This is a genomic window from Pseudomonas sp. P1.31 (genome assembly GCF_001269815.1).
Taxonomy (GTDB): Bacteria; Pseudomonadota; Gammaproteobacteria; order Pseudomonadales; family Pseudomonadaceae; genus Aquipseudomonas; species Aquipseudomonas rustica.
In genome coordinates, this window is sequence record NZ_LHVN01000019.1 from 235,514 (window position 1) to 256,297 (window position 20,784).

15 protein-coding genes are annotated in these 20,784 nt (G+C 58.9%); 13 read left to right on the forward strand and 2 right to left on the reverse strand.

The window, feature by feature from the left end:
* The first annotated feature begins 25 nt into the window (after positions 1-25).
* On the forward strand, positions 26-1,672 hold the full coding sequence (pgm, locus tag AD669_RS11995) for a phosphoglucomutase (alpha-D-glucose-1,6-bisphosphate-dependent) (RefSeq protein ID WP_053119941.1): 1,647 nt from the start codon (positions 26-28) through the stop codon (positions 1,670-1,672).
* Between the two features lie 241 nt (positions 1,673-1,913).
* Here the strand turns inward: pgm and AD669_RS12000 are convergent, their stop codons facing one another.
* The gene (locus tag AD669_RS12000; RefSeq protein WP_053119943.1) at positions 1,914-2,609 is read right to left on the reverse strand and encodes a pirin family protein; all 696 of its coding nucleotides are present in this window, start codon (positions 2,607-2,609) and stop codon (positions 1,914-1,916) included.
* Between the two features lie 235 nt (positions 2,610-2,844).
* On the opposite strand from AD669_RS12000, the gene AD669_RS12005 reads away from it, so the two are divergent.
* The gene (locus tag AD669_RS12005) at positions 2,845-5,319 is read left to right on the forward strand and encodes a UvrD-helicase domain-containing protein (RefSeq protein WP_053119944.1); all 2,475 of its coding nucleotides are present in this window, start codon (positions 2,845-2,847) and stop codon (positions 5,317-5,319) included.
* A gap of 58 nt (positions 5,320-5,377) precedes the next feature.
* Here AD669_RS12005 and AD669_RS12010 read toward each other — a convergent pair whose 3' ends face one another.
* Positions 5,378-5,650, reverse strand: coding sequence for a DUF1652 domain-containing protein (locus tag AD669_RS12010; protein WP_053120469.1), 273 nt, complete (start codon positions 5,648-5,650; stop codon positions 5,378-5,380).
* A 264-nt stretch (positions 5,651-5,914) separates the two neighbouring features.
* Between AD669_RS12010 and AD669_RS12015 the strand changes: the two genes are divergently transcribed.
* The 11 genes from AD669_RS12015 to AD669_RS12065 all read left to right on the forward strand — a co-directional run bounded on the left by AD669_RS12015 (position 5,915) and on the right by AD669_RS12065 (position 20,665).
* A complete protein-coding gene (locus AD669_RS12015; protein ID WP_053119946.1) occupies positions 5,915-6,730 on the forward strand; it encodes an AraC family transcriptional regulator in 816 nt (271 codons plus the stop codon).
* Between the two features lie 52 nt (positions 6,731-6,782).
* On the forward strand, positions 6,783-8,189 hold the full coding sequence (locus tag AD669_RS12020; RefSeq protein WP_053119948.1) for an FAD-binding oxidoreductase: 1,407 nt from the start codon (positions 6,783-6,785) through the stop codon (positions 8,187-8,189).
* A gap of 42 nt (positions 8,190-8,231) precedes the next feature.
* Positions 8,232-8,576, forward strand: coding sequence for a cupin domain-containing protein (locus AD669_RS12025; RefSeq protein WP_053119950.1), 345 nt, complete (start codon positions 8,232-8,234; stop codon positions 8,574-8,576).
* A gap of 55 nt (positions 8,577-8,631) precedes the next feature.
* Positions 8,632-9,717 (forward strand): polyamine ABC transporter substrate-binding protein, encoded by a 1,086-nt coding sequence (locus AD669_RS12030; protein WP_053119952.1) that lies wholly within the window; start codon positions 8,632-8,634, stop codon positions 9,715-9,717.
* Positions 9,718-9,846: 129 nt separating this feature from the next.
* Positions 9,847-10,272 carry a hypothetical protein gene (locus tag AD669_RS12035; protein WP_053119954.1) on the forward strand — a complete coding sequence of 142 codons (426 nt, stop codon included), beginning with the start codon at positions 9,847-9,849 and terminating at the stop codon, positions 10,270-10,272.
* Positions 10,273-10,748: 476 nt separating this feature from the next.
* Complete coding sequence (locus tag AD669_RS12040) at positions 10,749-12,215, forward strand: serralysin family metalloprotease (protein ID WP_053119957.1); 1,467 nt, start codon at positions 10,749-10,751, stop codon at positions 12,213-12,215.
* 93 nt (positions 12,216-12,308) lie between these two features.
* On the forward strand, positions 12,309-12,731 hold the full coding sequence (locus AD669_RS12045) for an AprI/Inh family metalloprotease inhibitor (RefSeq protein WP_156316140.1): 423 nt from the start codon (positions 12,309-12,311) through the stop codon (positions 12,729-12,731).
* Between the two features lie 203 nt (positions 12,732-12,934).
* Positions 12,935-14,710 carry a type I secretion system permease/ATPase gene (locus tag AD669_RS12050; protein ID WP_053119961.1) on the forward strand — a complete coding sequence of 592 codons (1,776 nt, stop codon included), beginning with the start codon at positions 12,935-12,937 and terminating at the stop codon, positions 14,708-14,710.
* Positions 14,707-16,056 carry an HlyD family type I secretion periplasmic adaptor subunit gene (locus tag AD669_RS12055; RefSeq protein WP_053119963.1) on the forward strand — a complete coding sequence of 450 codons (1,350 nt, stop codon included), beginning with the start codon at positions 14,707-14,709 and terminating at the stop codon, positions 16,054-16,056. The genes AD669_RS12050 and AD669_RS12055 overlap by 4 nt, the downstream gene beginning before the upstream one ends.
* A gap of 2 nt (positions 16,057-16,058) precedes the next feature.
* A complete protein-coding gene (locus tag AD669_RS12060; protein ID WP_053119965.1) occupies positions 16,059-17,429 on the forward strand; it encodes a TolC family outer membrane protein in 1,371 nt (456 codons plus the stop codon).
* Positions 17,430-17,713: 284 nt separating this feature from the next.
* The gene (locus AD669_RS12065; protein ID WP_053119967.1) at positions 17,714-20,665 is read left to right on the forward strand and encodes an autotransporter serine protease; all 2,952 of its coding nucleotides are present in this window, start codon (positions 17,714-17,716) and stop codon (positions 20,663-20,665) included.
* Positions 20,666-20,784 lie beyond the last annotated feature (119 nt).

Genomic DNA, 20,784 nt, shown 5'->3' on the forward strand with positions numbered 1-20,784 from the left:
AACCACTCGATCTCAGAGGTTTTGCATGACACTCAGTCCTTTTGCGGGCAAACCGGCACCGGCAGAATTGTTGGTCGATATCCCGCGACTGGTAACGGCCTATTACACCGGCCAGCCTGATGCATCGATTTCGACCCAGCGCGTGGCGTTCGGCACGTCCGGACACCGGGGCAGTTCCTTTGATTTGAGTTTCAATGAATGGCACGTTCTGGCCATCAGCCAGGCAATCTGCCTGTACCGCGAAGCCCAGGGCATCACCGGCCCGCTGTTTGTCGGCATCGACACTCACGCATTGTCGACCCCGGCCGGGGCGAGCGCGCTGGAAGTACTGGCCGCCAACGGCGTGACCGTCATGATCGCCGAAGGTGATGAATACACACCAACGCCGGCGATCTCCCACGCGATTCTTTGCTACAACCGTGGCCGTACCACTGGCCTGGCGGACGGCGTGGTTATTACGCCGTCGCACAACCCACCACAAAGCGGCGGCTACAAATACAACCCAACCAACGGCGGCCCGGCCGATACCCACATCACCAAGTGGATCGAAGCCAAGGCCAACGAGTTGCTGGCGAACAAACTGGCGGGCGTAAAGCGCATCAGCTACGAGCAAGCGCTCAAGGCCAGCACCACGCACCGCCATGATTACCTCAACACCTACGTCGCCGATCTGATCAACGTGATCGACTTCGACGCCATTCGTGACGCCAAACTGCGTCTGGGCGTGGATCCGTTGGGTGGAGCAGGGGTGCGCTATTGGTCGGCGATTGCCGAGCACTATCGTCTGGATCTGGAAGTGGTCAACAAAGAAGTTGATGCGACCTTCCGTTTTATGACCGTCGACTGGGATGGTCAGATTCGCATGGACCCATCGTCCAGCCATGCGATGCAAGGTCTGATCGGTCTGAAGGAGCGTTTCGATGTCGCTTTCGCCTGCGATCCGGATCATGACCGCCACGGCATCGTCACGCCGTCCGGTGGTTTGCTGGCGCCGAACAATTACCTCGCCGTGTCCATCGATTATCTGTTCCAGAACCGTCCGCAATGGCGCGCCGATGCTGGCGTGGGTAAAACCGTGGTCAGCAGTGGCTTGATCGATCGCGTGGCCAAGCGTCTGGGTCGTCGTCTGTACGAAGTGCCGGTCGGCTTCAAATGGTTCGCCGACGGTCTGTTCGACGGCTCGCTGGGTTTTGGCGGTGAAGAGAGCGCCGGTGCATCGTTCCTGCGTAAGGATGGCGGCGTTTGGAGCACTGACAAGGACGGTCTGATCCCGGCCCTGTTGGCAGCGGAAATGACTGCTCGTACCGGTCGCGACCCGAGTCAGGCTTACCGCGCATTGACCGATGAACTGGGCGAACCGTTCTCGGTGCGCGTAGACGCCAAGGCGAATCCGGAACAAAAGGCTTTGCTGAGCAAGTTGTCGCCGACGCAAGTGACCTCGACTGAACTGGCCGGCGAGAAGATTCAGAGCATTCTGAGTCATGCGCCGGGCAATGATCAGGCGATCGGTGGTTTGAAAGTGATGACCGAGAACGGCTGGTTCGCGGCGCGTCCGTCGGGCACTGAGGACATCTACAAGATCTACGCTGAAAGCTTTATTGGCGACGACCACCTCAAGCAACTGGTGGCAGAGGCGCAGACGTTGGTGGATGGGGCGATTTCCACTAAGTAACCTGGGCCTGCACACTTTGTAGGTGATGCATCTGTGGTGAAGGGATTTACCTGTGGCGAGGGGATTTATCCCCGATGGACTGCGCAGCAGTCCCCCTGCAATTTAAAGCGGGGCCGCTGCGCGACCCATCGGGGATAAATCCCCTCGCCACAGATATATCCCCTCATCACAAAGTATTTCAACCAGACATGGCGTAAAAAAGGGGTGACCCCATTGGTCACCCCTTTTTCATGCCTGCCACTTAAGCCAGATCAACCAGCACAATCTCGCTGTCTTCAATCGCCGTGACCGTCAACACTCGCTCTTGCGCAACCGCCACGCCGTCCCGCGCTTCTGCCCGCAAACCATTGACCTCAATCACGCCAGTCGCGGGTACCAGATACGCCCGGCGCCCTTCATCCAGACGATACTCCGCCGTTTCCCCAGCCATGATATTCGCTGCTACCAAACGCGCATCGGCGCGAATCCGCAGGCTCTGATCATCGCCGTCCTTACCGCTCGCCAGCGTCACAAAACCTTCGCGCTGACCTTTCGGGAACGGCTTGGCACCCCACGACGGCGGTGCGCCAGTTTCGGTCGGCAAAATCCAGATCTGAAAGATCTTCGTATCGCGCGCCTCCAGGTTGTACTCGCTGTGCGCAATACCGGTGCCGGCGCTCATCACCTGCACGTCGCCAGCCTCGGTGCGGCCCTTGTTGCCCAGATTGTCCTGGTGGGTAATTGCACCTTCACGCACATAGGTGATGATTTCCATGTCGCGATGCGGGTGCTGCGGGAAGCCTGTGCCAGCGGCGATCACGTCGTCGTTCCACACCCGCAGGTTGCCCCAGTTCATGCGTTGCGGATCGTAGTATTCGGCGAACGAAAAATGATGATGGGCATCCAACCAGCCGTGATGGGCGCCGCCCAGCGAGCTGAAGGGTCTGAGTTCGAGCATGATCGTCTCCTGAAAACGAGGTTTATGACGGCCATCATCCATCAGCCAAACATCGATAAAAAGCGTAAAAACTGCGGCATTACCATCGAATCAGTCGATAGAAAATAGCGTTGAAATGATTAAGCAAAACCTTCAATTCATCGCCTAAACCAATGACCTGCAAGCATTTCGCTAGAACTCGACGGCAAATGCAGACACCATAGAGTCAACAGCCTCACACCCTGGAGTCGTCAGCGTGGCGCAACACACCCCCGATCTACCTCCCGAACTTCGTCCTCTGGCCGAGATGCCTTGGTTCAAGCGTTTGGCCGCGCGTTTCTTCGGCCACGGCCTGACCCGTTTACGCGCTCAACACCGCGCGTCGTGGCTGCATGGCCAAGCCGATGGCTTTCGCAGCGGGCACACCGCTGGCGTCGAATACGGTTTTAACGAAGGCAAGCTTGAAGGGTTGGAGGAAGGCCGTCAGGTTCTACTGATTCGCGACAGCCGCAACACCGAGCATCGACCGCCGAGCATCGACAACCACTTGTTCGATGATTGGCGTTTGCCACTGACCGCCGATCTGAAGAAACGCATCAAAGCCGATGTCGCCCGTTTGCTGCCGGAAAAGGCGCAACCGAGTGCCGCGCAATGGAAAATGATTTTTAGCGAGACGCCGTCCACTTCGGTGGTTGCCGGCGCCGGGGCAGGCAAGTCGACCACGCTGGTGCTGCGCATTCTGCTGCTCACTTACTATCTGGGTTTTGAGCTGGATTCGATGACCGTGGTGACCTTCACCCGTGAGTCGCGCAAAGATTTCATCAATAAGCTGATGGAAATGTTCGCGCTCTGGGGTCAGGCCTTGAGCCCGAAACAGGCGCGCGAACTGGTGCGCACCTTTCACTCGCGCATTTTGCCGATGGTGCGCAGCCTGCCGGGGTTCGAACGCCTGCAAGCCTTCGAAAACCTCAGCAATCGCCCGCAGGGCAGCGATGAAGAGGTCGACAGCAACCCTTTCGACCTGCGCATCAACGACGCCCAGCGTCAGCAGCTCAATGCCTGTTATCACCGCCTGTTTACTCACGATGAACGTTTCCGCGAATTGATACAGCCGCTGTCTCGCGCGGCGTTGCAGCTTAAAGAGCTGGAACGCGATCACCCGGACGTGCAGAAACGCGTGGCGGTAACCGAGCTGGCAGCCAAGCGCGACGAAGAACTCTGCGACGCCATCGAGGATCTATGGTTTCGCGCGGGCGCCTGGCCGATCAAAGGCATCGAACCGAACCGCCAGACCTTCGACATCAATGGCGCGAAATTCCATGCCCATGGCTACATCCCAAGCCTCGACGCGTGGGTGGTACTGGGCTTTGATCCGCGCGAAAACGCCCAGATCTGTCGGCCAAACGCCAAGCTCTCTATCCGCGCTGAATGGGCGGTTAAGCGCACCCTGTTTCAAGCTTTCTGTCGTAAGCCATTGATATGGATAGATTCCTACGAGTCATCGAGGCGCGTATTGGCCACGTTGGCCGGTGATGCCAGCGCGGGTCCGGGCTTTGATTACAAGGTCAAAGGCGAACTCGCTTCCGCGCCGCTACTCGATTGTTTCGTCGCCGCCGCAGGCTTCATTGAGAACTTGGGACTGGACGTGCCGGACGCCGTAGGCCGCATGAGTTTCGCCAAGGAAGACCCGGATCGGTTCTTTTTCGAGGCATTGAGCCTGTTCTGGCGTGCGCTGGAAGATCATCTGCTGGATCAGAAACCGCCGGTGATGACCTACAACCGCATGTTTGCGCTGTTCAGCGAACACTCGCCGGAGAACCTCAAGTTGCTCAGCGATGAGCTGCTGCGACCGATGTCGCACCTGATGATCGACGAGTTTCAGGACGTCTCGCCGCAGATCGTCTCGTGGATTCGCGCGAGCCTCACGGAGATTCGCAGCCGAGGCCCGGCCATGCATGTCGGGCGGGGTGCGCAACGCTCGTCGTTGCTGTGTGTGGGTGATGACTGGCAGTCGATTTACGGCTGGCGGGGCAGTTCGCCGAGTTATTTCATGGAATTCAACAAGGAATTCCCGTCGCCGAGCACCACGCGGGTCATGCTCAGCGACAACTATCGCAGCCACCAGCACATCATCGACGCCGCCGAGCACATCGTTCGCGCAGCGCCGGCGATCCCCGGCAAGAAAGCCAAGTCCAGCGGCGAGCCCAAACCACTACAACCGGTTAATGTGCTGGAGCGAGATGACCAAGGTCTTGGTCGGCGCCTCGCCGAACACTACCGTCAGGGCGATTCGATCTTGATGCTCTATCGAAAAAGCAGTGATAAGTTATTGATAGAAGAGCATATTCAGTCTGTAGTTAATGTGGATTCGAGTTTGCCATACGAAGCTCGGCGCCTGAAACAACTGACCTATCACAGCGCCAAAGGCTTGCAGGCCGATGCGGTATTTTTGCTCGGCGATTGTCAGCACCTGACCAGCTCGCCGTACAAGAATCAGGTTTACCGCATGGCCGGTCTAGGCAAAAGCGGCGACAACGAGCCTTACGACAGCGCGCAAAAAGACGAAATCCTGCGCCTGGCTTATGTCGGCATCACCCGCGCCGTCAGCCATTGCTATTGGTACGTCGAACCACAGGAAAGCCAAGCGGTGAACATGCCAAGAGCCTCCGAGCGGGTGGCCAAGGGCAAAGCGTTCTTTGTCGATCACCGCGCAGAAAGCCAAACCGCCTGAAACCTTCGCCCACAAAAAAGCCCGCTTAACGGCGGGCTTTTCTTTGTTAATCAAAAGCTTATGCATAACTCCTGAGAGATTCAGGCGGTATGAAAGCTTCCAGCTCATCCTCCACCGCTTCAATCATCCGCTCGACATCCGCCGCATTCATCACCGTTGCACACGGGATGCCGGCGATGGCGATCAGGGTTTCGCCGCTGGCGCGATCAAACAGACGCGCGACCATGCTGCCCGGCGCGTCCATCGTGGCCTCGAAACCCATGGGATGAAAATGCCAGCGCATCAGCTGGCAAGCGTTGGGGAACGTGACTTTGCTTGACCCTTTATTCATGTTGTTGCCCGCCTTCATCATCGAGCGTTTCCTTTTGCTCATGGTAGGTGGGAAGAGCCTTCATTGGCTCAACCAGTGTCAGGACTTAAAAGTAGCATCCGGATGTGAATTTTCTGTGAGATTTTTCAGTTCATTTGGCGATTGCGACCGGTTTTTTGATGTGCGTCACGCCAAATGCACTTATCGCCAAATGGCCACTATCGATTGGCCATTGCTGCCCGAGGCGAAGTTGGGCAAGCTCGGTTTCTTTTCGCCGAGCCTTTTATGCACGCCGACGACGACGGCCCACAACAGACCGAGGCCACGGCCGCCACGGTCATGCGCTATCACCTGAGCTGGAAACACCGCGATCTGGACGCCGTCATGGCGCTGTATCACCCGGACATCGAATACAACGACTTTTTCCAGAACCGCGTGCTCGGCCTCGACGACCTGCGCGAGTACGTGCGTGTCAGCATGCCGCGAGAATCCGACGAAGCGCTCGAGCATTGCGACCGCATTCGCGTCGACGGCAACACCGCGTTCATTCAATACGAAGTGACATTGCGCGGCGGCGACGGTTTGGTGTCGTTCCGCTCCAGTGAAGCGATCACGGTCAAGGACGGACTGATCTGGCGCGTCAACGAATACGCCTCACTGGTGCGTGCGCAGGCAGGCGGTACTTCGGCGTCGAATCAGCGCCCGGCGGTCAGTCGTCTGGGCTTGTCGCCACGGCAACTGAGCTTCATGGCCGAAGATCTGCAGCAATACTTCGAAAAACAGCAACCGTATCTCGATCCCGCACTCGACCTGCAGCGAGTGGCGAAGGAGTGCGGGTACAGCCGCAATCAGATTTCTTACCTGCTCAATCAGGTGTTGGGGCAAAGCTTCTATCGCTACGTAAACCAAGCGCGGTTGCAGCATTTGTTGCGCTCGCTGGATGGCGCCACGCCCCCCGTGCGCATTGATGAATTAGCATTCGCTGCCGGATTCAACTCGGTCTCGGCGTTTTACAGCTGTTTCCGTCAGCACACCGGCCAGTCACCGAAGGCCTACGTCAAACAAATTTCTTTGCGGACACGCGCGCAAGACAACGCTTAAGCCCACGCACTAGGATCGACGCCATCGAAGGTTTTCAGTGGCGGAGTCTTGCATGCCGGCGTGGCGCACTATCAGTTTGTGGATGGATCAACTCGACGAGCCGCTGACCGCGCGGCCCGAGCTGACGCAGGATCTCGACGTCGACGTGGCGATTATCGGCGCGGGGTACACCGGGCTGTGGACGGCGTACTACCTGAAGAAACTCGCCCCCGGCCTGGACATTGCCATCATCGAGGCGCAAACCGCCGGGTTTGGCGCGTCGGGTCGCAACGGCGGTTGGCTGATGGGCAATCTGCTCGGTGAAGATCGCTTGCTCGCCGGACTGTCACCTGAACAGCGCCGCGCCTCGTTTGATCTGCTGCACAGCATTCCCGATGAAGTTGAAGTCGTCCTCGAACGTGAAGGCATCGACTGCGATTATCGCAAGGGCGGCGTGTTGTATTGCGCTGCACGTTACCCGGAGCAGGAAGCCACGCTGCGTGAATACCTGGCGAAACTGCACGCCCAAGGCCTGAACGACAACGATTACCGCTGGCTCAGCCCCGAGCAATTGGCGCAGCAGATTCGCGTGGCCAAACCTTACGGCGGTATTTACGCGCCGCACGTGGCGACCATTCACCCGGCTAAATTGGTGCGTGGTCTCGCGCGGACCGTGCAAAGCATGGGCGTGAAGATCTACGAAAACAGTCCGGTCACGCATTGGCAGTCCGGCAGCTTGCGCACCGCCAAGGCCAGCGTGCGCAGTCGCTGGATCGTCCCGGCCGTTGAAGGTTATTCGGTGACCTTGCCGCCGCTCGGCCGTTATCAATTGCCGGTGCAAAGCCTGATTGTCGCCACCGAACCGTTGTCCGCCGCCACGTGGGATGAGATTGGCCTCAATCGCGGCCAGGCTTTCAGCGAATTCAGCCGTCAGGTCACTTACGGTCAGCGCAGTGCCGACAACCGCCTTATCTTCGGTGCCCGTGGCGGTTATCAGTTCGCCGGCAAGCTGCGCCACAACTTCGATCTGACCCGCGATGAGGTCGAACTGCGCCGTTATCTGTTCGGCGAACTGTTCCCACAACTGAAAAACGTGCAAATCACTCACGCCTGGGGCGGCAACCTCGGCATGTCGCGACACTTCAAGCCGCACATGCTCTGCGATCGCGCCAACGGCATCGCGCTGTCCGGCGGTTATGGCGGGGAGGGCGTCGGTGCGAGCAACCTCGGCGGCCGCACCTTGGCGGACCTGATTCTTGAACGCGACAGCGAACTGGTGCATCAGCCGTGGGTACTGCCGGACGGCGGCATTCATGCGCTGCGTGCCTGGGAACCGGAGCCGTGCCGCTGGCTCGGTTACAACGCGATCATCAAAAGCTTCGTCCATGAAGACCAGACCCTGGCCAATCCTGCGACCGCGCCATGGCGGCGCAAACTCGCCAGCCAGGTGGCCGGTTTCATGGAAGGTTTCATGCACTAAACGTCGATTGATTTTAAGAACGCCCAAAAGACAGGTCAGACCATGAGCATTACCCAGTTCAAAAACACCGCGACATTGCAGCTCGACGAATCCAACCCGGTGGCCGTTCCTCTTGGCGAACCAATTGCTATCGCTTCGACCACCAGCGTCGAGCGCGACGACGGCGTCGAAACCGGCGTCTGGGAATGCACCCCGGGCCGCTGGCGTCGGCAGATCACCGCGCAGGAGTTCTGCCATTTCATCTCCGGGCGTTGCACGTTCACCCCGGACGGTGGCGGCGAAACCCTGCACATACAAGGTGGCGACGCACTGATGTTGCCGGCCAACACGCTCGGTATCTGGGACATCGAAGAGACCGTGCGCAAGACCTATGTACTGATTTTCTGATCGTTTGATCCCTTTGATTGCCTGCCAACAAAAAAACCTACACAGGAATCGACCCATGATCCGCAAGACCCTCGCTCTGGCACCGCTGATGCTGGCCGTTTCCCTCGCTCAGGCGGCGGACACGGTCAAGGTGTACAACTGGTCCGACTACATCGCGCCAGACACCACCAAGAATTTCCAAAAAGAAACCGGCGTTGGCGTTACCTATGACGTCTACGACAGCAATGAAACCCTCGACGGCAAGTTGATGACCGGCAAATCCGGTTACGACGTGGTGTTTCCGTCCAACCACTTCATGGCGCGGCAGATTCAGGGCGGGGCGCTGAAGAAACTCGACAAGAGCCAGTTGCCGAACTGGAAAAACCTCAACCCGGTGCTGCTCAAGGCGTTGCAGGTCAACGACCCGAACAACGAACACGGCTTCCCGTATTTGTGGGGCAGCACCGGCATCGGCTACAACATCGCCAAGGTCAAAGCCGTGCTGGGCGACGATGCACCGGTGGATTCCTGGGATCTGATCTTCAAACCCGAGAACATGGAAAAACTGCAGAAGTGCGGCGTGGCCATCCTCGACAACGGCCCGGAATTGCTCCCGGCAGCGCTCAATTATTTGGGCTTGCCGCACCACAGCAAAAATCCCGAAGACTACAAAAAGGCTGAAGCACTGCTGATGAAAGTGCGGCCGTACGTGAGCTACTTCCATTCCTCGAAATACACCAGCGACCTGGCCAACGGCGATATCTGCGTGGCAGTCGGTTTCTCCGGCGACATCCTGCAAGCGGAAAACCGCGCCAAGGAAGCCAAGAACGGTGTCGACATCGGTTACAACATTCCCAAGGAAGGCGCGGCGATCTGGTTCGACATGGTCGCCATGCCGGTCGATGCACCGGACGAGAAGGCCGGGTATGCATTCATGAACTACCTGCTGCGCCCGGACGTCATGGCCGGCATCAGCAACTACGTGCACTACGCCAACGGCAACGAACAGGCCGACAGCCTGATCGACCCGGCGATCAAAAACGACACCAAGGTGTATCCGAGTCCAGAAATGATGGGCAAGTTGTTCGCACTGGAGGCGATGCCGCTGAATATCGACCGGATTCGTACGCGGGTCTGGAACAAGATTCGCACGGGTAGCTAAGACATCTCGATTTTCTATCGCTAGATAATCCAGGCACCTGTCAGATATGACAGGTGCCTGATTGCTGCTGCTTGTCGTTTACTGACGCTAGCGCGACCGCAACGGTTGGGCGCAGAAGGAGCAGCAGATATGACTACAGCGACTATCGGCACTATGAAAGGGACGGTCGAGATTTATACAGCGACCGACGTATTGATCCGCACCTACAACTTCGAAACCAGCGAGGTGAACCGGTATCAAACCAGTGGTCTAGAGGCGTCTGGATTCATGGTGTCAGAGGGCGCCTCCATTTCTTTCGGCTTCGTGGACAGGGATCAACCCAGTGGCCATTTCCCTTTGCCGAGCCTTGAACTCACGAGCCTCATGTTTCATCCCGAATTTGGCCATGCCAACGCGGCGGTGAGCGGGGAAGTGGTTCTGCAAAATCATGCCCCTCAGCAGATCATCAATGGCCGATTGTGTTTCACGACTGAGTACCGAAATTCCAGGTTCTACAAAGTTGACGTCATATTCGATATCCACGGCATCGACAGCGAGGAAGCTCCACAGGCGTGAAAACACATGTTGGCAAAAAGCATAACTTGTAGGAGCTGAGCTTGCTCGCGAAGGCGTCTGTTCAGTCAACATAGAGCTTGACTGACACTCCGCTTTCGCGAGCAAGCCCGCTCCCACATAGGTTATTCAGTGAGTTTGAGAAGTTGATATCAATACACTGGCACTGCACTGTTAAAGTGCGGAAAAGTGAGACGCAGCTAACAAAACACAACTTACCGATATTTAATAATTAAATATAAAATCGTCAGACAATTAGGCGAAAGCCCGAAACTTTAAACATTCTTTAGACCTCGCGCGCTTTGTTTACGGCAGTTTTCAGAAACACTCAGATTTCATTCCAAAAAAATCCTTTACGGCAGATTTCAAATTGTGTCAGTTTTCTTTCGCCCTCAATGGGGCGAGTGATAGGACGATCTCGCCAGGGATCGCCGCTATCGGACAAAAACTGTTCCATTGCTAAACAAGGAAGTGTGTTTATGTCGAAAGTTAAAACCAATGCTATTGATGCTGCCGAACAGGCTTTCCAGCCGGTTGGTGCCGTTCAGCCACTGGCAGCTGCCAGTTCGGCCTGGAATCAGATCAATAGTTTCAGCCATCAATACGATCGTGGCGGCAACCTCACGGTCAATGGCAAACCCTCCTTCTCCGTCGACCAGGCCGCCACCCAGTTGCTGCGCGACGGTGCTGCCTACCAGGACAAGGACGGCAGCGGCAAGATCGAACTCACCTACACGTTCCTGACCTCTGCTTCGTCGAGCACGATGAACAAGCACGGGATCAGCGGGTTCAGCCAGTTCAGCACCCAGCAAAAAGCCCAAGCAGCGCTCGCCATGCAATCCTGGGCTGACGTGGCCAACGTGACCTTCACCGAGAAAGCCTCGGGCGGTGACGGCCACATGACCTTCGGTAACTACAGCGGTGGCCAGGACGGCGCGGCAGCGTTCGCATATCTGCCAGGCACCGGCGCCGGTTATGACGGCACATCGTGGTACCTGATCAACAGTGGCTACACGCAAAACAAGAACCCGGATCTGAACAACTACGGCCGTCAGACCCTGACCCACGAGATCGGCCACAGCCTCGGTCTGGCCCACCCGGGCGACTACAACGCCGGCAATGGCAACCCGACTTACAACGACGCTTCCTACGGGCAAGACACCCGCGGCTACAGCCTCATGAGTTACTGGAGCGAGAGCAACACCAGCCAGAACTTCAGCAAGGGCGGCGTGGAAGCCTATGCGTCTGGCCCGCTGATGGACGATATCGCGGCCATCCAGAAACTCTACGGTGCCAACACCAATATCCGTACCGGCGACACCACCTACGGCTTTAACTCCAACGCCGGTCGCGATTTCCTCAGCGCCTCGTCGTCGAGTGACAAGCTGGTGTTCTCGGTGTGGGATGCGGGCGGCAAGGACACCCTGGACTTCTCTGGTTTTACCCAGAACCAGAAGATCAACCTCAATGATGCCTCGTTCTCTGACGTTGGCGGCATGGTCGGTAACGTGTCCATTGCCAAAGGCGCGATCATCGAAAATGCCATTGGCGGTTCGGGCAACGATCTGCTGATCGGCAACAGCGTGGCCAACGAGTTGAAGGGCGGTGCCGGCAACGACATCATCTGGGGCGCCGGTGGTGCCGACAAACTGTGGGGCGGCGCCGGTTCGGACACCTTTGTGTTCGCAGCCAGTTCGGATTCCAAACCGGGTGCGGTGGATCAGATCCTCGATTTTGTCAGCGGTCTCGACAAAATCGACCTGACCGGGATCACCAACGGTGCAGGCCTGCACTTCGTCAGCAGCTTCACCGGTGCGGTGGGCGACGCCGTGCTGACCTCGTCGGGCGGCAACAGCTTGCTGTCGGTGGATTTCTCCGGGCACGGCGTGGCTGACTTCATCGTCAGCACGGTTGGCCAGGCAGCGACCAGCGACATCGTGGCGTGATGTAGCCGGGGGAAAGCGGCGTGCGAGCGTCGCTTTCTTTACTTGCATCGAATGATTCAGTGGGCAAGGCTACGTGCCGGAGCGAATATTCCCATGGTCAGTAAGGCTTTTACCTACAAGGCAGTGTCGTGGTTTACGGCAGCGCTCCTTATGATTTCTGGAGAAACAAGCATGGCAAGCAGCCTCAGACTCGAAGAACCCTCGGCATTTGCCGGCCATTGGCAGGCAACATTATCGGCTCGCGAAGATGCAGAGGATGCGCAAAAGCTCCAGGACAAACCGTCAAACACGTGTGGTGTTGAACTGGCGGCGAACAAAACCCTGAGTTCCACGTGTCTGGGCGCATGGCTGGAAGAAACTCCGGTGGGCTGGTTTCCCGATCCCGATGGCTTGTCGATCACCGGCAAAAAAGGTTCAAGGATTCAGTTTTTCAGCAGACAACGTAATGGGCAATATCAGACGACTTTGAAGTCGGGCCTGATCATTACGCTCGAACGTGCGGCGCAACAGCCGTAACTATCAAATTTACGACAGCGTTTTTATATAAAGCGCCACGGGCGGGCTATCAGCAGCGCCTCGATGAACAACTGCGCCGTAATATTCGCCGGTAGTTGTTATGAAAGTGTAAGCGGTCACTTAAACAGTACACCTCGGTGAAGTGCCAATAATTAATAAAAGTCCTGCCAACGAGTGGCGGGAATATTTTCCAGGAAGAATCAATGAAGATGGCGAAGGCCCCAGCCACCGCTCCCTTATTCAAGGCATTGGCTGACTATAAAAGCATTCTGATCAGTGTCGGCTGCTTTACCGCGCTGATTAACGTGCTGATGCTGGTGCCCTCCATCTACATGCTCCAGGTCTATGACCGGGTGCTTTCGTCGCAGAACGAAACCACACTCGCGATGTTGTCGCTGATGGTCCTCGGCTTCTTTGCCTTTATCGGTCTGCTAGAGGTGGTGCGCAGTTTTATCGTGATCCGCATCGGCAGCCAGTTGGAGCGCCGTTTCAACCTGCGTGTCTACCAGGCCGCGTTCGAGCGCAACCTGTTCAAGGGCGAGGGCAACGCCGGGCAGTCGCTGGGCGACTTGACGCACATTCGCCAATTTGTCACCGGGCCCGCGCTGTTCGCGTTCTTCGATGCGCCGTGGTTCCCGGTGTATCTGTTGGTGATTTACCTGTTCAACGTCTGGCTCGGCGTACTCGCCACCGCCGGCGCGCTGCTGTTGATCGCATTGGCCTGCCTCAACGAATACATGACTAAAACGCCGTTGGGCGAAGCGGCCGGCTTCTCGCAGAAATCCAGCCAACTGGCGACCAGCCATCTGCACAACGCTGAAACCATTCAAGCCATGGGCATGCTCGGGGCGTTGCGCAAGCGCTGGTTTGGCGTGCACTCGCGGTTCCTTGGCTTGCAGAATCAGGCCAGCGACACCGGTGCGGTGATCAGTTCGCTGAGCAAAACCCTGCGCCTGTGCCTGCAATCGCTGGTGCTTGGCCTCGGTGCATTGCTGGTGATCAAGGGCGACATGACCGCCGGGATGATGATCGCCGGATCGATCTTAATGGGCCGCGTGCTGAGCCCGATCGACCAGTTGATCGCCGTGTGGAAGCAGTGGAGCGGGGCGAAGCTGGCGTACCGTCGTCTCGATGCCTTGTTGCAAGCCTTCCCGCCGAGTGACGACGCCATGGCGTTGCCGGCACCGAAAGGCCAGATCACCTTCGAGCAGGTCAGCGCTGGCCCTCCGGGTCAACGCGCGGCGACGCTGCACATGGTCAATTTCAATCTGGCGGCCGGTGAAGTGTTGGGCGTGCTCGGTGCTTCCGGCTCGGGCAAGTCGACATTGGCCCGCGTATTGGTCGGCGTCTGGCCGACCCTTGGCGGCACCGTGCGCCTGGACGGCGCGGATATTCATCGCTGGAACCGCGACCAACTCGGCCCGTACATCGGTTACCTGCCGCAGGACATCGAGCTGTTCAGCGGCAGCATCGCCGAAAACATTGCGCGCTTTAGCGAGGCCGATCCGCAGAAAGTGGTGGCCGCCGCGCAACAGGCGGGCGTGCACGAAATGATCCTGCGCCTGCCACAAGGCTACGACACGCAGTTGGGCGAGGACGGCAGCGGTCTGTCCGGCGGGCAGAAACAACGTGTGGCACTGGCGCGGGCGATGTATGGCAACCCGAGCCTGGTGGTGCTGGATGAACCCAATTCCAACCTCGACACCGTCGGCGAAGCCGCGTTGGCCAGCGCCATCGCGCAACTCAAATCCCAAGGCACCACCGTGGTGTTGGTGACGCATCGTTCTTCGGTGTTGGCTCAGGCCGACAAATTGTTGGTGCTCAATGATGGTCGTTTGCAGGCCTTCGGCCCAAGTCAGGATGTGCTCAAGGCACTGTCCGGCCAGCAAGAACAACAACGGGAAAAAGCTGCACAGGCACCGGGCGGGCTCAGCATGAGCCGGCAGTATCAGCCCACGACAAGGAATTCGGGTGTATGAGCAGCGCCAGCATGAACACTGAAAACGAAGCGAACATGGAACACGCCTACCTCAACGAGCGTCCGGAACGCGATGCGAAGTTTTTTGCGCGGATGGGCTGGATTCTGGCGATTGTCGGCGCAGGCAGCTTCTTTACCTGGGCGGCGTTGGCGCCGCTGGATCAAGGCATTCCGGTGCAGGGCACGGTGGTCGTCTCGGGCAAACGCAAAGCCGTGCAATCGATGAGCAGCGGCGTGGTCAGCCGGATTCTGGTGCGCGAAGGCGAGATCGTGAAGCAGGGGCAGCCGCTGTTTCGTCTCGATCAGACGCAAGTGGCGGCTGACGTGCAATCGCTGCAAGCGCAGTACCGCATGGCGTGGGCGAGCCTGGCGCGCTGGCAGGCCGAGCGCGACAACCTCAAGCAAGTGACCTTTCCGGCTGAACTGAGCAACGATCCGGATCCGCGTCTGGCGCTGGTGCTTGAGGGCCAACGCCAACTGTTCAGCAGCCGCCGCGAAGCGTTCTATCGCGAGCAGGCCGGACTGCGCGCAAGCATCGAAGGCGCCACCGCGCAACTGGCCGGCATGCGCCGCGCACGCACCGACCTCAATGCGCAAGCCGCATCGCTGCAACAGCAATTGAGCAACCTGCAGCCACTGGCCGACAACGGCTACATCCCGCGCAACCGCTTGATGGAATATCAGCGCCAACTCTCGCAAGTGCAGCAGCAACTGGCCGAGAACACCGGCGAAAGCGGCCGCGTCGAGCAGGGCATCCTTGAATCGCGCCTGAAATTGCAGCAGCACGGCGAGGAATATCAAAAAGAAGTTCGCACGCAACTGGCCGACGCGCAGCTGAAAAGCGTCACCCTGTCCGAGCAACTGACCTCCGCCGGTTTCGACCTGCAACACAGCGAAATCATCGCCACCGCCGATGGTGTGGCGGTCAATCTCGGGGTGCACACCGAAGGCGCCGTTGTACGCCAAGGCGAAACCTTGCTGGAAATCGTCCCGCAAGGCACCACGCTGGAAGTGGAAGGGCACTTGCCGATCAACCTGATCGACAAGGTCGGCACACACTTGCCGGTGGACATTCTGTTTACCGCGTTCAACCAGAGCAAAACCCCGCGTGTACCGGGCGAAGTCAGCCTGATTTCAGCGGATCAGATGGTCGATGAGAAAACCGGCGCACCGTATTACGTGCTGCGCACCCGTGTCAGCGATCAGGCCATGGAGAAACTCAACGGTCTGGTGATCAAGCCCGGCATGCCCGCAGAAATGTTCGTGCGCACCGGCGAACGTTCGCTGCTCAACTACCTGTTCAAACCGTTGCTCGACCGGGCCAACTCCGCGTTGACCGAAGAATAAGGATGTTCGGCTGTATGAATAAGCTTTCGATGCTGACGGCAGCGTTCGCGCTGTTGGCCGGCAACAATGCAGTGGCGGCGATGGGGCCGTTCGAGATCTACGAGCAGGCGTTGCGCAATGATCCGGTGTTCCTCGGCGCGATCAAGGAGCGCGACGCCGGCCTGGAAAACCGTGCGATTGGCCGCGCCGGCCTGTTGCCTCACGTTGGGTACAACTACAACAAGGGCCGCAACTCGTCGAAAGCCACCTCGCTCGACGAACGCGCGCGCAACCGCACCGATGACCGCAATTACAGCAGTTACGGCTCGACCCTGACCGTGCAACAACCGTTGCTCGATTACGAGGCCTACGCCGCGTATCGCAAGGGCGTCGCGCAATCGTTGTTCGCCGATGAAAACTTCCGCGGCAAGAGTCAGGAACTGTTGGTGCGGGTGCTGGATAACTACACCAAAGCCTTGTTCGCTCAGGATCAGATCGACATCGCGCAGGCGAAGAAAAAAGCTTACGAGCAGCAGTTCCAGCAGAACGAACACATGTTCCGCCAAGGCGAAGGCACGCGCACCGACATTCTTGAAGCCGAGTCACGCTACGAGCTGGCGACCGCCGAAGAGATCGAAGCGCGTAACGAACAGGATGCTGCACTGCGTGAACTCGGTGCGTTGGTGGGTGTTGCGGCGGTGAACATCGATGAGCTGGCGCCGCTGGATCAGAACTTCCAGACCTTCGCGCTGATGCCGGCCAACTACGATACCTGGCACGAAATGGCGATCAGTAATAACCCGAATCTGGCGTCGCAGCGTCAGGCCGTGGAAGTCGCGCGTTATGAAGTGGAACGTAACCGCGCCGGCCATTTGCCGAAGGTCAACGCGTACGCCTCGATGCGCCAGAACGAATCGGAAAGCGGCAACACCTACAACCAGCGCTACGAGACTAACACCATTGGTTTCGAAGTCAGCGTGCCGTTGTATGCCGGTGGCGGCGTGTCGGCCTCGACGCGGCAGGCCAGTCGCAGCATGGAACAGGCCGAGTATGAGTTGGATGGCAAAACCCGCGAGACGTTGATCGAGCTGCGCCGGCAGTTCAGTGCGTGCTTGTCGGGGGTGAGCAAATTGCGTGCGTATTCGAAGGCATTGTCCTCGGCGGAAGCGCTGGTGGTGTCGACCAAGCAGAGCATTCTCGGCGGTGAACGCACCAACCTCGACGCGCTGAATGCCGAGCAACAACTGTTCACCACCCGCCGCGACCTGGCGCAGGCGCGCTACGACTATCTGATGGCGTGGACGAAATTGCATTACTACGCGGGGACGCTGAACGAACAGGATCTGGCACGGGTGGATGAGGCATTTTTGGTCGCGCAACAGCCCTCACCCTAACCCTCTCCCAGAGGGAGAGGGGACTGATTGGGGGATGTTCAAGATATACGGCGACCTGAGATTGCTTTACCGAATCCATAGTCGACGGGTTGTTTCAGGTCGGCGAATGAAGCAAGGCCATCTCGGTCGGCTCCCTCTCCCTCGGGAGAGGGTTGGGGTGAGGGGCAGCAACACCGCAATTCTCTGTAGGAGCTGCCGAAGGCTGCGATCTTTTAAGCCACAAGATCAAAAGATCGCAGCCTGCGGCAGCTCCTACATAACAACAAAAAAAGTGAGGAGTGAACATGGACGTACGCATCAAACCGGCATCAGTCGGCACCCTGTTGCTGGTGATTTCTACCACGCAAGCCCAGGCCCAATACCTGGAAACCGGCCAACCCGGCGACGCCGCCAGTTGGCGCAGCGCCGAATTCCAGCGCGACTGGGGCCTTGCGCGCATGCAGGCCGATCAAGCCTACGCCGCCGGCATCACCGGCCAAGGCGTAAAAATCGGCGCTCTCGATTCCGGTTTCGATGCGAGCCATCCCGAGTTCGCCACTGACCGCTATCACCCGGTGCAAGCCAACGGCAGTTACCTAAACGGCACCCCATTCAACGTCGACGGCACACTCAACCCGAACAACGATTCCCACGGCACCCATGTCGTCGGCACCATGGGCGCCTCGCGCGACGGCACTGGCATGCACGGCGTCGCATACAACGCGCAAATCTACGTCGGCAACACCAACGCCAACGACAGTTTCCTCTTCGGCCCGAAACCGGATCCGCGTTATTTCAAAGCTGTTTACGACTCTTTGGCCGATGCCGGCGTGCGCGCGATCAACAACAGCTGGGGCAGTCAGCCGCCAGACGTAAGCTATCGCACGCTGGCCGATCTGCACGCCGCATACGCCCAGCACTGGAATCAGGGCACCTGGCTCGATGCCGCTGCCGACGTTTCGCGTCGCGGGGTGATCAATGTGTTCAGCGCCGGCAACAGTGGCTACCCGAATGCCAGCGTGCGTTCGGCGCTGCCGTACTTTCAGCCGGATCTTGAAGGCCACTGGCTGGCGGTTTCCGGGCTCGATCAAAGCAATCAACAGAAGTACAACCAGTGCGGCCTCGCCAAATACTGGTGCATCACCACGCCGGGGGCGAAGATCGACAGCACCATTCCCGGCGGCGGTTATGCGATCAAGTCCGGCACCTCGATGTCGGCGCCGCACGCGACCGGTGCATTGGCGCTGGTGATGGAACGTTACCCGTACATGAACAACCAGCAAGCGCTGGAAACGCTGCTGACCACCGCCACGCAACTGGATGGCTCCGTCACCGACGCGCCGACCGAGCGAGTCGGCTGGGGCGTGGCCAACCTTGAGCGGGCGATGCGCGGGCCGGGGCAATTGCTCGGTGCGTTCGATGCGAATCTGGGGGCAGGGCAGCGCGATGTCTGGAGCAATGACATCTCCGATAAAGCGCTGATCCAGCGTCAGAGTGAAGACCTCGCCGAGCACAACGCCTGGCAGCAAACCCTGCAGGACAAAGGCTGGCAGAACGGCGTGGCGGCGGGCGCCAGTCAGCAGGATCAGACCGATTACGCCGTGGGCATGGCGCGTGATGCTGCAGCTGCGAACCGCATTTATCAGGGCAGCCTGATCAAATCCGGCGGCGGCCAATTAATCCTCAGCGGCGACAACACCTATCGCGGCGCGACCACGGTTAATGGCGGCTTGCTGACGGTCAACGGTTCGCTGACCTCGGCGGTAACCGTCAACGACAGCGGCACCCTCGGCGGTTCCGGGCGGATCAATGCCTTGACCGCCAACAGCGGCGCTCGCGTCGCACCGGGCAATTCCATTGGCACGTTGAACGTAGCGGGGAACGTCACGCTCGCGCCAGGCTCGACCTACGCGGTAGAGCTATCGCCCACCAGCAGCGACCGCATCGTCGCCGGCGGCACGGCCACAGTCAGCGGCGCAACCGTCAGCCTCGCGCTGGAAAACAGTCCAACGCTGCTCAGCGCCACAGAAACCCGCAGCCTGCTCGGTCGCCAATACGACATCCTGCAAGCGGCCGGCGGCGTTCAAGGCCAATTCGAGGCAGTTGTGCCGAACTACCTGTTTATCGGTGGCAGTCTCGACTACGCCGCCAACGCGATTCAACTGAATATCGAACGCAACGCGACGACGTTCGCCAGCGTCGGCCAAACGCCGAATCAGCGTTCCGTCGCGGCGGCGATTGAAAGTCTCGGTGCCGGCAGTTCGGTGTATGAAAGCCTGCTGCTGTCGCCATCGGCCGCATCGGCGCAACAAGCGTTCCAACAATTGAGCGGTGAAATCTACCCGGCTCTCGGTTCGGTGTTGATCAACGACAGCCGCCAATTGCGCGATGCGGTGGGCGAACGTCTGCACGATGCGTCGGCCACGCAAAACAACGGCTGGATCAAAGCCCTCGGCGCGTGGGGCACAACCGATTCCAGCCACGACACGGCGGGTTACAGCACCTCGATTGGCGGCTTGCTCGCCGGTGTCGACGGCGCACTGGACGAGCAGACGCGCATCGGTCTGGTCACCGGTTACAGCGACAGTTCGCTGAGCATGGGCTCGGGCACGCACTCGTCGGCCAAGGTCGACAGCTACCACCTCGGCGCCTACGCCGGCCACGAAATCGGCGCCTGGCGCTTGAGCACCGGCGCGGCCTACAGCTGGCATCGCGCCGATGTGAAACGCGATCTGCAATACGGCGATGTCAGCGCCAAACAGAAAGCCAAAGTCGACGCGGCCACCACCCAGGTGTTCGGCGAGGCGGCGTATCGACTGCACCTGCAACCGTTGGCGTTGGAACCGTTCGCCAATCTGGCTTACGTGCATCTAGACACCGAAGGCTTCAAAGAGAAGGGCGATGCGGCGGCGCTGAAAAGCTCTGGCGATCAGCGTGATGCGGTGTTGAGCACGCTCGGTGTGCGCGCGATCAAGACGTTCAACCTGTCGGCGCAGCAGACCCTCGACGTCAGCGGGCACCTCGGCTGGCAGCACAGCTTGAGTGACATCGATTCTGAGCAGCACCTGCGTTTTGCCAGCGGCGGCGCGCCGTATTCGGTGGAGAGTTCGGCGCTGGTGCGTGATGCCGCACTGGTCGGCGTGCAAGCGAGTCTGGCGCTGAGCCGCGATGTGCGGGTGAACCTCGACTACAACGGACAACTGGCCAGTCGCGAGAAAAGCCATGGCGTCGGGCTGAGCCTGAACTGGCAGTTCTAAAAGATCGACGCACCCCTGATCGTTCCCACGCTCTGCGTGGGAATGCCTCTAGGGACGCTCCGCGTCCAGTGACGCGGAGCGTCACGGGCTGCATCCCCACGCGGAGCGTGGGAACGATC